Source organism: Bifidobacterium apis (genome assembly GCF_036986835.1).
GTDB lineage: Bacteria > Actinomycetota > Actinomycetes > Actinomycetales > Bifidobacteriaceae > Bombiscardovia > Bombiscardovia apis_A.
This window is the reverse complement of sequence record NZ_BTXD01000001.1, coordinates 120,106-133,544: the sequence shown is the minus strand read 5'-3', so window position 1 is coordinate 133,544 and position 13,439 is coordinate 120,106. Positions and strand designations below refer to the sequence as shown.

Annotated in this window: 12 protein-coding genes; 5 read left to right on the top strand and 7 right to left on the bottom strand. The window is 61.0% G+C overall.

The features are described 5' to 3' along the window. Positions 1-430 precede the first annotated feature (430 nt). The 5 genes from AACP62_RS00495 to AACP62_RS00475 all read right to left on the bottom strand — a co-directional run bounded on the left by AACP62_RS00495 (position 431) and on the right by AACP62_RS00475 (position 5,184). The gene (locus AACP62_RS00495; RefSeq protein WP_339345632.1) at positions 431-1,939 is read right to left on the bottom strand and encodes a sensor histidine kinase; all 1,509 of its coding nucleotides are present in this window, start codon (positions 1,937-1,939) and stop codon (positions 431-433) included. Next, a complete protein-coding gene (locus AACP62_RS00490; protein ID WP_339345631.1) occupies positions 1,927-2,658 on the bottom strand; it encodes a response regulator transcription factor in 732 nt (243 codons plus the stop codon). Before AACP62_RS00490 ends, AACP62_RS00495 begins: the two co-directional genes overlap by 13 nt. A gap of 150 nt (positions 2,659-2,808) precedes the next feature. Then, positions 2,809-3,633 carry an ABC transporter permease gene (locus AACP62_RS00485; RefSeq protein ID WP_339345629.1) on the bottom strand — a complete coding sequence of 275 codons (825 nt, stop codon included), beginning with the start codon at positions 3,631-3,633 and terminating at the stop codon, positions 2,809-2,811. 1 nt (position 3,634) lies between these two features. After that, positions 3,635-4,492: a lantibiotic immunity ABC transporter MutE/EpiE family permease subunit gene (locus AACP62_RS00480; RefSeq protein ID WP_339345628.1), complete on the bottom strand. Its 858-nt coding sequence runs from the start codon at positions 4,490-4,492 to the stop codon at positions 3,635-3,637. After that, a complete protein-coding gene (locus AACP62_RS00475) occupies positions 4,489-5,184 on the bottom strand; it encodes a lantibiotic protection ABC transporter ATP-binding protein (RefSeq protein WP_339345626.1) in 696 nt (231 codons plus the stop codon). Before AACP62_RS00475 ends, AACP62_RS00480 begins: the two co-directional genes overlap by 4 nt. Before the next feature lie 418 nt (positions 5,185-5,602). Between AACP62_RS00475 and AACP62_RS00470 the strand changes: the two genes are divergently transcribed. The 5 genes from AACP62_RS00470 (at position 5,603) to AACP62_RS00450 (ending at position 10,873) form a co-directional block, all read left to right on the top strand. After that, the gene (locus tag AACP62_RS00470; RefSeq protein WP_339345625.1) at positions 5,603-6,673 is read left to right on the top strand and encodes an iron-siderophore ABC transporter substrate-binding protein; all 1,071 of its coding nucleotides are present in this window, start codon (positions 5,603-5,605) and stop codon (positions 6,671-6,673) included. A gap of 46 nt (positions 6,674-6,719) precedes the next feature. Then, positions 6,720-7,769, top strand: a complete 1,050-nt coding sequence (locus tag AACP62_RS00465; protein ID WP_339345624.1) for a FecCD family ABC transporter permease — start codon at positions 6,720-6,722, stop codon at positions 7,767-7,769. A gap of 43 nt (positions 7,770-7,812) precedes the next feature. After that, positions 7,813-8,829: a FecCD family ABC transporter permease gene (locus AACP62_RS00460; RefSeq protein WP_339345623.1), complete on the top strand. Its 1,017-nt coding sequence runs from the start codon at positions 7,813-7,815 to the stop codon at positions 8,827-8,829. A 5-nt stretch (positions 8,830-8,834) separates the two neighbouring features. Next, positions 8,835-9,716 (top strand): ABC transporter ATP-binding protein, encoded by an 882-nt coding sequence (locus AACP62_RS00455; RefSeq protein ID WP_339345622.1) that lies wholly within the window; start codon positions 8,835-8,837, stop codon positions 9,714-9,716. 185 nt (positions 9,717-9,901) lie between these two features. Further along, positions 9,902-10,873, top strand: a complete 972-nt coding sequence (locus AACP62_RS00450; RefSeq protein ID WP_339345621.1) for a siderophore-interacting protein — start codon at positions 9,902-9,904, stop codon at positions 10,871-10,873. Positions 10,874-11,018: 145 nt separating this feature from the next. On the opposite strand, the gene AACP62_RS00445 is transcribed toward AACP62_RS00450, so the two are convergent. Then, positions 11,019-12,467: an MFS transporter gene (locus AACP62_RS00445; RefSeq protein ID WP_154312948.1), complete on the bottom strand. Its 1,449-nt coding sequence runs from the start codon at positions 12,465-12,467 to the stop codon at positions 11,019-11,021. Positions 12,468-12,507: 40 nt separating this feature from the next. Further along, positions 12,508-13,431: a nucleoside hydrolase gene (locus AACP62_RS00440; RefSeq protein ID WP_339345619.1), complete on the bottom strand. Its 924-nt coding sequence runs from the start codon at positions 13,429-13,431 to the stop codon at positions 12,508-12,510. Positions 13,432-13,439 lie beyond the last annotated feature (8 nt).

Below are 13,439 nucleotides of genomic sequence, written 5' to 3'. Positions count from 1 at the left end.
GGTATGACTGCCTGCGCTGATGCCTGCTGTCTTGCAGTAGACAGGCCTCTTCGCCTATGTGTCTGCCGTTGATGCAAGCCGAAACCACCGTTTTGCCGTCGATCAGGCTTTCGCTATAGAATAGGTTTGACCTCGGGATTCATTTCTTTTTCCCTGTGCTATTATCGCCTACTCCAGCGACAGATCGCTCTGTTCAGCGTCATCTGATTTTTACATGCAGATCCCTACAGATTGATACTTTCTGTTATCTGTAACATACAGATCTGCCAAAGAATGGTGAACTTTAGTAATCAATTACTAAAGCGATTGCTAAACAATTGATGTTTTCATAATTATTGGCCCACGATTAACACTATTTCCTAATCTTTACCACTGTGCAATTCTTAACTGGACACCGAGTTTGCTGTGACCGGTATCAGCTCCGCTGAATTCACTGCACTGGCAAAGATACAGTGACTGCTGCGCCATCGCCACTGGCTGCATTGGCCAGGATTAGGCGGCCTCCTGCACTTTCCACAGTCGACCGCGCTGCAGCCAGGCCGATGCCATGGTGACCGCTGGAGCCGTGCCGACTGCTGTCAGCCTGATAGAGCCATTCCGTGGCATGGGCCAGAGCCCGGCTGCTGAAACCTGGACCCCGGTCACGCACGGTCACCACTAGGGCTCGCCCGCCCTCCTGACCACCCTCCAGCCTCCAGGTCAACGTCACTAGGCCATGGTCCGGCGAGTAGTCAGCCGCGTTCGCAACGATGTTCATGATCGCTCGGACAAGGTCAGCGGCATCACCGGAAATGTGACCGGCGGCGGAATCCAGACGGCCATCGCTCTCAAGCCGCAGCCCCCGGGCATTCAGGTAGCCTTGGGCCTGGTTGTTGACCACATCTTTCAAAGCAACCGCCATAACCCCGGATCGCCCTGAAGCCGTGCCCACGGAACCCTGGCTGATGGCTTGCGCATAGTCAGCCATCTCACGGATGACATCCTCGATGGAGTCCAGGTAGGACTGCTGCTCCCGGCTGAGCCCGGTCTCCCCCAGCAGGTCTGCATTGCCTCGCATGATGGTCAGCGGCGTCTTCAGATCGTGAGCCAGGGCCGCCACCTGCCGACGCTGGGACTCCTGGGCCGTCCAGGTCTTCTCCAGCGAGTCCTTCAGCGTGGCGCGCATCCTGTCGAAGGACCCCAGCACCCGGTTGATCTCCAGCACGTTGCTGCGGGGCAGGGAGGCATCCAGGTCCTGCCGCCCTATGTCGTCAGCCACCTGGTTGAAGACCTTGAGCTTGGACGATATGACATGGGCCGCCCGCAACCCGACCGACAAGAGGGTGAGCAGCAAAGCCATCCCGTAAGACGCGAGCAGAAGATTCTGGGGATTGGGATAGCGGTCCCGGGCCTGCCTCGATGCCCACTGCGGCTGAACCCGATAGGCCAGGACGCATGGCTGCCCATTGGCTGTGGCATAGACGGCGTAGGTCGCATCCTGCTTTGCACGAGTGGCAAGGGGCCGTCCCGTCTTCTTTTCCCGCTCTTCCGATGTCTTAGAGGCCCTATGCTCCCGATGGTAGGCAGCCAGCTGGTCGGCCTCGCTGGCCATGCCGCCCTTCATATCGCCCCCCACGGGATGCCCTTGATGGTCATATGTTCGGTACCAGTAGGCGGCGGGAATCAGTGATTCGTCAACAGTGGTCGTACGGCCAATGGAGCGCCCAACCTTCTCCAGATGCTGCTCGCCATAGTTGGCCCAGAAGAAGTCGCCCCTGGCCCCCAGGTTTATCCAGACCATATATATGCCGGCGAAGAGCAGAGCCAGAATCAGCAGCACATAGAGAAAGTATCTGATGATCAGCAGAACGATGGGCATTCCCTTGCGACTTGGCCGGCCCTTGCCGTTGACGCTCTGCTCCATCGGCGACTCGGGCGCGCCATCAGTCAGGCCACCCATTGGTACCCCACCGACCAGATGGTCCTGATGGGGTCCACCCCCAGGGCTTTGAGCTTGCGCCGGGCATTGCTCAGATGCACCCTGACCGCAGCCGTGGCATCGCTGTCCGTATCATTGGCGGCCGGGTCATCCTCTGCGGCCAGGCAGGCCTCCCATATCTGCATGGGCGCGTAGGCCCGACCGGGATGTTCTGCCAGCAGGGCGCATATGCGGTATTCCGCATCCGTCAGATTGGCGTTGTGCCCGTCCACCCTGATCTGCCGCGCCTGAAGGTCCATGTCCAAGGGTCCGAAATGCAGGAGCGGGCGCCCGCGCCGACTGCCCTGGGAAAGCCTCGCCCTGACCTTGGCTCGGAGCTCGGCAATACCGAAAGGCTTGCGTATATAGTCGTCGGCACCCAGGCCATAAGCCAGGACCGCACTGTCCTCGTCGGTCTTGGCCGTCAGGAAGATGATCGGACAGGACACCCGTTCCCTGATGGCAGCCAGGAGGGCAAAGCCGTCCATGTGGGGCATCATGACATCGCAGAGAATCAGGTCGACCGAGGACAGGTCCATGCTTACGACCTTCCGCGACTCGTTGACCACGGTCACGGCATAGCCGTCCTTGGACAGGGCGGCCATCAGCAGGGTGGTGATCCTTGAATCGTCATCCACCACCAGGATGGAGGCCCGATGCCGATCGTCCCCGGGGGAACCTCCGGCGTGCACATCAGCCACGATTGGCTCCTTTTCTGCGCTTGCCGACCCGGCCCAGCCGCGTTTGAGAATGAACACCTTGCGGGCCAGGATTCTTGCAAGCTTGATTTCTTGCAGGACGATTTCCTTGCAGGACAGATTCCTTACGGACCGGATGCCCTGTGATCCAGTCTAATCGCTGACCTTTCGCCGATCCTCGAACCTGCCGATCCAGAGCAGGAGGGCCAGGCCCAGGGTCAGGGTGAGGACCAGACAGGGAACCAGATTATCCAGAGCCGTCATGCCGATTGAGGCACGCAAGCCCTCCCCTCCCGGCATGGTCAAGGCCAGGGCCTGCTCGATCCCCAGGGAGCCGAACCTGGTAGGCCAGGTAAAGGGTATCCACTGGCTGATCCCGGGAGTGCTGGCGGCGCCGGACAGGGTACGGCTGTACAGGCCATTGAAGAGGCCGCCAAGGGAACTGATGGATATCCCTGTGCCGAGGACCCCGATGGCGATGGTCGCATTCCGGCCGAAGCGTAGGGCCAGGGCGATGGAGAAAAGGTAGAGGCAGAGGGAACCACCGGCCATGCCCAAAGTAGCGAGCGCAACGGCCGAGATTGGTGCACCCAGTCCGCCAGCCAGAACCATGGGTAGGCAGAAGGCCAGAGCCGCCAGGGCCAGTGCCAGCAGACCCAGAAGCCAGAGCACCAGGACCTTGGCCGCCAGACCCAGACGGCGGCTGGGAATCCCCAGAAGGTTGGCCATGTCGCCGGCCTCACGCTCGGTTTCGATGTTTATGGCAACGACAATGGCGGCCATCAGGGGCATGAAGGCGCCCAGGACCTGAAAGAAGGCATCGGTCTCCAACCCGGGATCATAGGGGGCTGCGGCGAAGTAGGCGCCGCAGACGAGTCCTGCCGCCAACCCGCAGACGACATGGATGGCGATAAGCACAGATCCGTGCAAACGCACGATTTCCGAGGCCACGACCCGGCCGACTGTCATCCCAGTCATGTCAGTTGGTCTCCTTCCGCGAGAACCAGATGCCCGTCAGGACGGACAGGAGCAGGAACCAGACCAGACAGGCCACCAAGGCCGTCAGGCTTTGCCCGCCGAAGACAGACAGCGCAGCCTTGATAGGACTGTTGTCTTCAGTCTCCAGGGGCACACCATCAGGCATGACCTTCATGAAGGGCACCGGCAGGTTGATCATGGCGGCGGGCGGCAGGAAGGGCCATAGCCGTTGGTTTCCCCAGAAGATGATTGAGACCAGCAGGTCCACCATGTAAGGCAGGCCGAACCCGATCAGAACGCCGAACCGGGCGGTCAGGGCAAGTCCCGCCGGTATCATCCAGGAGCAGGCCAGGACCAGCATCAGGGCGCTGACTACAAAATCGACCAGGGAGGGGCCCTGAACCCCGGAAACGGCGACTATGAGTGCCGAAAGGCCCAGAGCCAGGAGGGTGGCGAGGCCGACCAGAAGCAGGCAGTAGACGATCTTGGCCCACCAGACCATAACGGGCGCGGCAGGCAGGGACAGGGTCGTTCTCCACCGCTGCTTTCCGTCGATGTTGGCCACGGCGACGCTTATCAGGGCGGTCATGGCCGGAAGGAGCAGGACATACCAGTAGTTGACCCAGGAGGGCAACCAGGCGTGCAGTCCGAATGCGAAGCAAGCCACGATGACAATGAGCACCAGGGGGAAAGCCAGGGCCATCCGTCTGGGTGCTGCCGACCGGCCCTTCATGATCTCCGCTGCCAGGATCCTGCCGAAGGGGATGCCGTTGCCCCTAGTCCCGAGCCTTGCCTCGGCCCGGTTGTCTGAAGTAGTCGTATTCTGCTGGATGAGTTCGCTGGCATTCCTCTCGTTCATCGTGACCTCCTGAGCACGTCCATGAACAGCCCCTCCAGGTCCTCCCCGGTGTGCAGCTCATTCTCGTAGGCCAGGCGACCGTCGGCGATGATGCCGATGTGGTCCGCCAGGACCGACACCTCGGAGAGGATATGGCTGGAGACGATCACGCTCATCCCCTGCTGCGGGAAGCTGCGTATCATCCCCCTCAGCTCCTCGATGCCCAACGGATCCAGCCCGTTGGTGGGCTCGTCCAGAATCAGCAGACGAGGCTTGGTCAGGATGGCGTTGGCTATCCCCAGACGCTGCTTCATACCCAGGGAGAACTGCCCAGCTTTCTTGGAGCCCGTATCGCTCAGTCCGGTAACGGAGAGCGCCTGGTCGATCCGTTCATCGGGCAGGCCGAAGAGGGTTGTACGCACCTTGAGGTTCTGGCGGGCCGTCAGGTTTGGGTAGATGGGCGGCTGCTCGATCAGGGCGCCGATGTCGTAGAGGTCCCGGCGCGACCAAGGGTGCCCGTCCAGAATCATCGATCCGCCAGTGGGGTGCAGCATGCCTGTGACCATCTTCAGGGTGGTGGATTTGCCAGCCCCGTTTGGACCCAGGAGCCCGTAGACTCCGCCCTCGGGGACATGCAGGGACACCTGGTCGACGGCCCGTTGTCCGTGGCCGAAGACCTTGGTCAGCCCCTCGGTCCGCAATATGTAACGCATGGTCAGCTCCTATTCGTTTCCGTGTGACAGGAGCCAGACTAAAGACCGAAAATAAAGAAAGATAAAGGAGCGGGCTGGACACTTCTGCAATCCAAGGAAGGCATTGTGAAGGGTGAAGGTCTGAGAGGCCTGGAACAGTCACAATTCTGCGTCTGTCGAACCTTAATATCCGACAGGATCCGTGTAGCAAGCCGGCAGAGCAAGAGGCCAGCAGAGCAAGGACTATTCTGGATGGTTTCACCGAAGGTCATGAGATGTCGATCGGACCCAGCCCTCGCTTTCTCCTCGTTTTTGCAGCGTGCCATTTAACACACGCAACCAAGGAAATCAACTCTTTTCTTCCCGCCGAGCCGATGCTACATCTGGTACCTGGCTCTGGTGCACCATGCCAATTCGACAGCACGATCAAAGGAACCACATGCACATTCGACCATTCCCTTCCCTCACTCGATTCAAGCGCACTATCGCAGTCATTCTGGTGCTGGCAAGCGCCCTGTTCTTCCTGGGTGCCTGCGGATCGGGCTCGCAGGCAGGTCCGTCCAGCGAGTCAAAGGCCACGGAAGAGCGAGGATCCTTCCCCGTCAAGATCGATCACGTCTACGGCACCACCTCCATACCCTCCAAGCCCAAGCGCATCGCCACCGTCGGATGGGCCACCCCCGACAATCTCCTGGCCCTGGGAGTCGTGCCGGTCAGTATCCAGAAGAACGCCTTCGGCAAGACCGTGGATGGCGGATACCTGCCCTGGACCAAGGATGCCCTGGATGACATGCATGTGGACAAGGCGGATATGCCCAAGCTGCATGACGAATCAGACAGTATCGATGTCGAGGCCATCGCCGCATCCAAGCCCGATCTGATCATCGGCCTGCTCTCCGGCATGACCAAGAAGCAGTACGACACCTTGAGCAGGATCGCGCCCACCATCGCCTACCAGAAGGTTGCCTGGGGCGACCCCTGGCGCAAGGTCATCACCGCCACCGCCCAGGCCATCGGAGAACCCGAAAAGGGCAAGAATCTGATAGCCGACCTGGAGGAACGCATCGCAAAGGCAGCCGAGGCCAACTCGGCCATCAAGGGGAAGACCGGGGCGGTCATGTACTTCGATGCCTCCAAGCTCTCCAAGTTCAGCGTCTACACCACCTCCGACGCCCGGCCGCAATTCCTGAACGACCTGGGCCTGGAGACCCCAGAATCCATCAAGGAGGACTCCAGGAGCACCAAGGACTTCTACAAGGAGATCTCCTCCGAGCACGCCGACAGGTACAAGGATGTCGACATCATCGTCACCTACGGCACCCCGGACCTGCTTGAAGCGATGCGCAAGGACCCCCTTCTCTCCAAGATTCCCGCAGTTGCGCGCGGATCCGTCGTGGTCATCGACAACGACAGCGAGATGGCCAACGCCCTTGACCCCTCGGCCCTGTCCATCCAGAAGACGACCGACACCTACGCCGGGCTTCTGGGCGAGGCTGCCGCCAAGATCTGATTCGGCCCCGCAGGGAAGGGATGGAAAAGGAAGAGGGAGCGCCGATATGCGGTCAGAAATGACACCGCGCCCTGATACTCGACAGGCCGTCATGCATCGCAAGAGAACCGGACCCATGGTTTTGTCCGGGCTGATTCTGGCGGCTTGTCTGGTCATGGTCTGCGGCCTGTCCCTGGTTTTCGGATCCCGTTCCGTCAGCCTTTCCGACATCCTCAATGCCCTGTCCGCCTCCTCGGATGACATCGCGGTCTCGGCCATCCGCCTGAGAATTCCCCGCACCGTCCTCGGCCTCCTGGTCGGTGCCGGGCTCGGGGTGGCCGGGACCCTGACGCAGGGCATATCCCGCAACCCGCTGGCGGACCCGTCGATTCTGGGCTTCAACACGGGGGCAGCTCTTGCAATCGTCTGCTCCATGGCCTTCTTCTCCCTTTCAACGCCAGCCCAGTATGTCTGGGTGGGATTGCTGGGCAGCGCGATGACCGCACTGGTCGTCTGGGCTATAGGATCCCTGGGTCCATCCGGCCCATCGCCCCTGCGGCTGACCCTGGCCGGTGTCGTGATCAGTTCTGTACTGGGGTCCCTTACCTCCGCCATCCTTTTGCCGCGCGTCAACGTCATCAGCTCATATCGCTTCTGGCAGGTGGGCGGAATCTCGGGCGCCCGGTTCGACCTCATGATGCCGGTTCTGCTTCTTCTCGCTCTTGGGCTGATACTCGCCTTCTGCCTGACGCCCGGGATCAACGCCTTGACCCTGGGGGACCAGATGGCCGAAGGACTGGGTATGCACGTCGGACGTGTCCGCAGCCTGGCCTGGCTTGCGGCGATACTCCTCTGCGCCTCCTGTACGGCACTGGCGGGTCCGATCGGCTTCGTCGGGCTGGTGGTCCCCCATGTGGCACGACTGCTCATAGGCCCCGACTACAGGCGAATCATGGCCCTGAGCATCCTTATCGGCCCCCTCCTGGTGGTCGGCGCCGACGTGGTTGGCAGGATAATCACCCGTCCATCCGATGTGGAGGTCGGCATCGTCACGGCACTGATCGGGGCTCCCGTATTCGTGATTCTGGCCGGGCGCAGAAGAACCACAGAGGTATAGGCATGGTCGTTTGTTCCCTTCATGATTCGCATAGGCGGATACGATGACCGACCTGCAGCGGATACGACGGGCCCAAGCCATTCGTTCACTGGCAGTCACCATTCTGCTTGTGATACTTCTGTTCGGGCTCGCACTAGCCGACCTGGTTCTGGGACACCGCGTCTACTCCATGAACGACCTGATTGGAACGGTTTGGGGGCAGGGCGCCGAAGGTACCAGGTTCGTGATTCTCCAACTGCGCTTGCCCCGGACACTGATCGGCTGTGTCGCCGGCATGGCGTTCGGCATGGCCGGGATCGGCTTCCAGCACCTCCTGCGCAACATGATGGCCAGCCCGGACATCATCGGCATTACGGCCGGAGCCAACACGGCTGCGATCTTCAGCATTGTCGTATTGGGCCTGTCGGGCATGCCACTGGCCTGCCTGGCAGTCATGGGTGGTCTCCTGACTGCCCTCCTGGTCATGGCCCTGGCCTGGCGCGGTTCATTTGACCCGACCCGGCTGATACTGATCGGAATAGGAGTAGCCGCAGGGTTCAACGCACTGGGTTCCTGGCTGACGATTCGTAGCGACCAGTGGGACATCCAGGCTGCGACCAGATGGCTGACAGGCAGTCTGGCGGATGCCCAGTGGTCCGATCTACCCATACTGGCAACAACAACCCTGGCTGGCGCCATGCTCCTGTTGGCACTCGACAGGAATGTCAGCACCCTGCAGCTGGGACCGGAGATGGCCGCCGGACTGGGAGTCAGGGTAAGCCGTGTCCAGTTCCAGGTGATTATCGTGGGTGTGCTGCTCCTGGCCGTCGCAACGGCGACCACCGGCCCTATCTCTTTTGTCTCTTTTCTTTCCGGGCCCATCGCCGCGGTCCTGGTCGGTCGTGGAGCATCAGCCCTTATCCAGTCGGGCCTGGTGGGAGGCTGCCTGGTTCTTGGGTCGGACATCGTCGCCCAACATCTGCCTACGGCCCAGGTGCCTGTCGGCATCATCACCAGCATTGTGGGCGGGCCCGTTCTCATCACGATTATGGTCCTCATGACCCGCAGACAGGAGCTCTGAACATCATGACGTCACCCCCGGCAGGCGACTCCTGGAGCATCGCGCATAGGCTGACCGCATCGCACCTCCGCCTCACCTATGGCGGGCGCACGGTCATCGAGGACCTGAGTCTGGATATACCCCCACACACGATGGGATCCATCATCGGACCCAACGGGTGCGGAAAATCAACCTTCCTCAAGGCCATGGCAAGGATACTGAAACCGGCCTCGGGTGCCGTCATGCTGGACGGAGAACCCATCACCAGCATGCCCACCCGCAAGGTGGCGACGATCCTGGGGCTGCTACCGCAGAACCCGTCAGCCCCCACCGGCATCACCATCGCCGACCTGGTCGCTCGCGGCCGATACCCCCACCACCACTTCGTCGAGCGGTGGACGACCAAGGATGAAAAGGCGGTGGAACGGGCCCTTGCCCTGACCGGACTGACCGATATGGCTGGATGCCCAATCGACCGTCTGTCCGGAGGCCAACGCCAGCGCGCCTGGATCGCCTTGACCCTGGCCCAGCAGACCGACATACTCCTTCTTGACGAACCGACCACTTATCTCGACATCGCCTACCAGCTTGAGGTACTTGACCTGCTGAGCACCCTGAACAGGCAGGAGGGAGTCACAGTGGTCATGGTTCTCCACGACCTGAACATGGCCGCCAGATACTCGGATTGGATCCTGGCCATCAAGGATGGCAGGAGGGTCGCCCTGGGCGCCCCCGATGAGGTCATGACCGAGAACCTGGTCAGCGAGGTATTCGACATCGCTTCCACTGTGGTGACCGATGGATCCACCGGTGCCCCCTTGATGACCCCGGCACCCCTCCATAGTCTCCAAGCCCACTCTGGCGGGGCTTGTAATGCACACGTACACTGGGATGACTCGGCAGGATGACACCGAACAACCCAATGATGTAAAACCTCTCGTCCCGCTCCCCACATCGCTTACCCCAACGTCCCCAACCCCGACCTCCCGAACCGCAAAACCTCAAACCACAAAGTCTCAAACCACCACAACCCGAGCGCCTACAGCCCGACACCACGGTCAACCCATAAACCCCAACCGAAAGAGAGCCAGCCATGGAACAACAAGCCACCAATCATCCTGTACCCTTGATTCCCTTCCGTGTCTCCGTAGCCAGAGCGGAAACGCTCTCGCCCCACTTCAAGCGGATCGTCTTCCAGGGACCGGATCTGAAGATTTTTGCAGACGCGGGCTACGATGAGCGAATCAAAATCCTCTTGCCCCTCCCCGACGGATCCGTGCCGCCCCCTTCCTTCTTCGAGGCGACCCCTGAAGATCCGCTTGCCTGGTACCAACAGTGGAGGACCCTGCCCGCAGAGAGCCGCAATCCTCTGCGCACCTATACGGTTCGCAAGGTCAGACCCGAGAGCGAGCAAATAGATGTGGACTTCGTCATCCACGATCATGCCGGGCCTGCAGGAGCCTTCGCAGAGGCTGCCAGACCTGGCGACCAAGCCATCATCATCGGTCCCAACGCACAGGCCGGAGGACCAGTCGCAGGGATGGACTTTCACCCAGGCCAATCCAGGCATCTTCTCCTGGTGGGCGACGAAACGGCGGTACCGGCCATCGCCGCCATAATGGACAGCCTGATCCGGGACCACTGGCAGGGCGACGGGGCGGCGGTGATCGAGATCCCGACCGAAGAGGATCGTCTTCCGCTGCCCGAGCACGAAGGAATCCGCGTCATATGGACTACCTGCGACGAATCCGGGCATGGACATGCCCTTATCAAAGCCATGCGCAGCCTCTTGGAGGACCTGCCGATTCATTCGCCCACGGCCTCAGCCGCTGAAGCTCCCAAGGAATTCACAGAAATCGATATCGACAAAGAGCTGCTCTGGGAGACTGCCAATGCCGCCCAGGCGGATGCCTCCATTCATTCCGACGACCTATACGCCTGGATTGCGGGGGAGGCAGCCACCGTCCGCGAACTGAGGCGCATGCTGGTCAGAGACCGGGGAATGGACCGGCGCAGCATCTCTTTCATGGGATATTGGCGCCAGGGCCGTAGCGAGATGTCCTGACCGGCTACAAGCTGCGGAGCGACAGAAGCTTAATTCGCGATGTCACGAAAGGCCTGCCCGCATTTCCGTTCCGGCTTTTCATATCAAAAGAACCGGGCCAGGGGCAAACCCGGGACCCGGTTCTCTCAATCAGCAGCTCGGAGGATCAGTCCTCATCCTCAGCCACGCGGGAGTGGCTGTAGATCATCTTCATGGAGCAGATGAAGAGCACCAAGCCCAGCAGGATGATCACGCCGCCGATCATGAAGACATTGGCGTAGGTCGAAGCCAGGCCCTGCGCAGTGCCGGCCAGGCTGCCCGAACCCATGGATCCGTTGGCCATGAGCTGGCCGAAGAGGGCAACGCCGATGGAGCCGGTGATGGCCTGCAGGAGGTCGTTGAAGCCGAGCACGCGCCCGGACTCCTCAGGAGCCACGGTCAGGGTCGCGGTGTCAACGATGGGCTGGTAGAAGAAGGAGGTGCCGAAGTAGTAGATGCAGGGCGCCACAGCCAGGGCCCAGATCTTACCGGCGGGAATCAGGAAGGCAATGGCGATCAGACCGCCGCCCATGCAGGCCAGAGCTAGGATGACCGAAGCCTTGCGCCCGATCTTCTGGATGATCGGCCCGGCAGCGAATCCCATGATGCCGGCCAGGATGATGGACCAGACCAGCAGGTTGGAGACCTTGGAGGAGTCGATGCCGTAGACGTTCAGACCAATGGCGTTGACGCCCGCGTTCAGGGTGTAGCTGAAGAAGTAGCCGACGAAAATGACGGTCATGGTCATGGCGAAGGCCGGGTTGGTCAGCATCTTCGGAGTGATGAAGGGGTTGCTGGCCTTGTTGACATAGACCAGGAAGGCCACCAGGGTCACGATGCAGGCGATGCCCCAGCCCCAGTTGATGTCGGTGAAGAACATGGTCACCGAAGCGGCGAACAGTCCGATCAGCGTGAAGCCGATTCCGTCGATCTTGACGCCAGCGGCATGCTGGTCGGGCAGGTTCTTGGCCAGGACGGGAATGAAGAAGACGGCCAGGATGCCCACGCCGAAGAGCCAGCGCCAGTCAAGCAGGGTCATGTAGCCGGCCAGGAAGACGCCCAGGGCGGCGGCGAAGCGGAAGACCGCGACGAAGACGCCATACCAGAGCACGCGCTTCTTCTTCTCCACATACTTGGAGACCAGAACCAGGAAGATGGATCCGGAAACCTGCCAGCCGGCCGACTGAACCACGCGGGCCGCGATGACGATCCAGATGCTGAAGGTGCCGAAGCAGCCCAGAATCGACCCCAGCACGAAGACGATCGTGCCCAGGATCATCATCTTCTTCAGGGAGACGAAATCGCCCAGGGAGCCGTAGATGACGCAGACGATTCCCAGGATGATGCCCGGCAGGGAGGTGATCAGCGGAGCCAGATTGGCCTGGTTGAGCTGCTTGCCGATGTTCACGTAGATCATGCCGAAGGCCTGCTGCTGGAGCACGCCCAGGGTGAAGATGATCAGGACCACCGGGATGGCCACGCGGGCCATCTTGTTCATTTTCGCGAACTCGGGAGTCCCCTCCTCGGGAACGGGTATGCCGTTCTTCTGCTCCTCGGAGACAGTTGACTCACTCATTTTTTCCTTAGTTTCCTTTCGGTTCTTCTCAATGCGGAAGCTACTGGCGGCGGACCCGGCCGACCCTGTCGACAAAGGCGGAGCGGAATCCGTCCACATCCACGTCCACGCAGACGCTGGCGTTGGCCTTGCCGCCGAGGATGCCGTCGTAATCGACCACCGTGGCGCCCAAGGTGAGCGGGCTGGAGATTTCGACATCCACGAAAGCCTGGCGCATGGTGAACAGGTCGGGCTGGAGCAGGATCATGGCGGCAGAGGGATCGTACATCTTGATCCCCTCCTCGATGTGTCCGCCATCGTAGGACCGGAAGAGGGAGGCGACCATACCGCCCACTTCGCCGGCTGCGTCCAGATCGTCCAGGTCGCAGGCCACCAGATGGGCCTTGCGGCCGATGTCCAAGCCGACCATGGTCACAGGCAGCCCGCTGCGGAAGACCATCTTGGCAGCCTCAGGATCGACGGAGATGTTGAACTCGCCATAGACCCCGATGTTGCCGCGTCCGGTGGAGCCTCCCATCATGACGATCCGATCGATGTGGTCCTTGACCTCCGGGAAGGTGGCCAACAGCAGGGCGATGTTGGTCAGAGGACCCAGGGTCAGGATGGTGACTGGCTCATCACTCTCCAGGAGCACCCGTCGCTCCTCCAGGACCGCATTGTTTTCGGTCAACAGGCTGTCATCCGGATCAGGAAAGACGAATGACCCCATCCCCGACTTGCCGTGGGCTTCGGTGGCGAACCTGTTGTCGCGCATGAGCGGGGCCGCAGCGCCTCGGGCCACGGGAATACGCCTGCCCAGGAAGGTCAGCAGCTTCAGGGCATTGTTGGTGGTGTGGCCGATGCCCACATTGCCTGACACCGAAGCTATCAGTCTGATGTCGAAGCTGGGCTCGTCGACCAGCATCGTGATGGCCGCAGCATCATCGATGCCGGGGTCTGTGTCGATGATCAGAGGTTTGGTCATTGCTTCAC

Coding starts and splice junctions, on each gene's coding strand:
- AACP62_RS00495 (WP_339345632.1), bottom strand. CDS start 1,939: ATGGGTGGCCTGACTGATGGCGCGCCCGAGTCGCCGATGGAGCAGAGC.
- AACP62_RS00485 (WP_339345629.1), bottom strand. CDS start 3,633: ATGACTGGGATGACAGTCGGCCGGGTCGTGGCCTCGGAAATCGTGCGT.
- AACP62_RS00480 (WP_339345628.1), bottom strand. CDS start 4,492: ATGAACGAGAGGAATGCCAGCGAACTCATCCAGCAGAATACGACTACT.
- AACP62_RS00475 (WP_339345626.1), bottom strand. CDS start 5,184: ATGCGTTACATATTGCGGACCGAGGGGCTGACCAAGGTCTTCGGCCAC.
- AACP62_RS00470 (WP_339345625.1), top strand. CDS start 5,603: ATGCACATTCGACCATTCCCTTCCCTCACTCGATTCAAGCGCACTATC.
- AACP62_RS00465 (WP_339345624.1), top strand. CDS start 6,720: ATGCGGTCAGAAATGACACCGCGCCCTGATACTCGACAGGCCGTCATG.
- AACP62_RS00460 (WP_339345623.1), top strand. CDS start 7,813: ATGACCGACCTGCAGCGGATACGACGGGCCCAAGCCATTCGTTCACTG.
- AACP62_RS00455 (WP_339345622.1), top strand. CDS start 8,835: ATGACGTCACCCCCGGCAGGCGACTCCTGGAGCATCGCGCATAGGCTG.
- AACP62_RS00450 (WP_339345621.1), top strand. CDS start 9,902: ATGGAACAACAAGCCACCAATCATCCTGTACCCTTGATTCCCTTCCGT.
- AACP62_RS00445 (WP_154312948.1), bottom strand. CDS start 12,467: ATGAGTGAGTCAACTGTCTCCGAGGAGCAGAAGAACGGCATACCCGTT.
- AACP62_RS00440 (WP_339345619.1), bottom strand. CDS start 13,431: ATGACCAAACCTCTGATCATCGACACAGACCCCGGCATCGATGATGCT.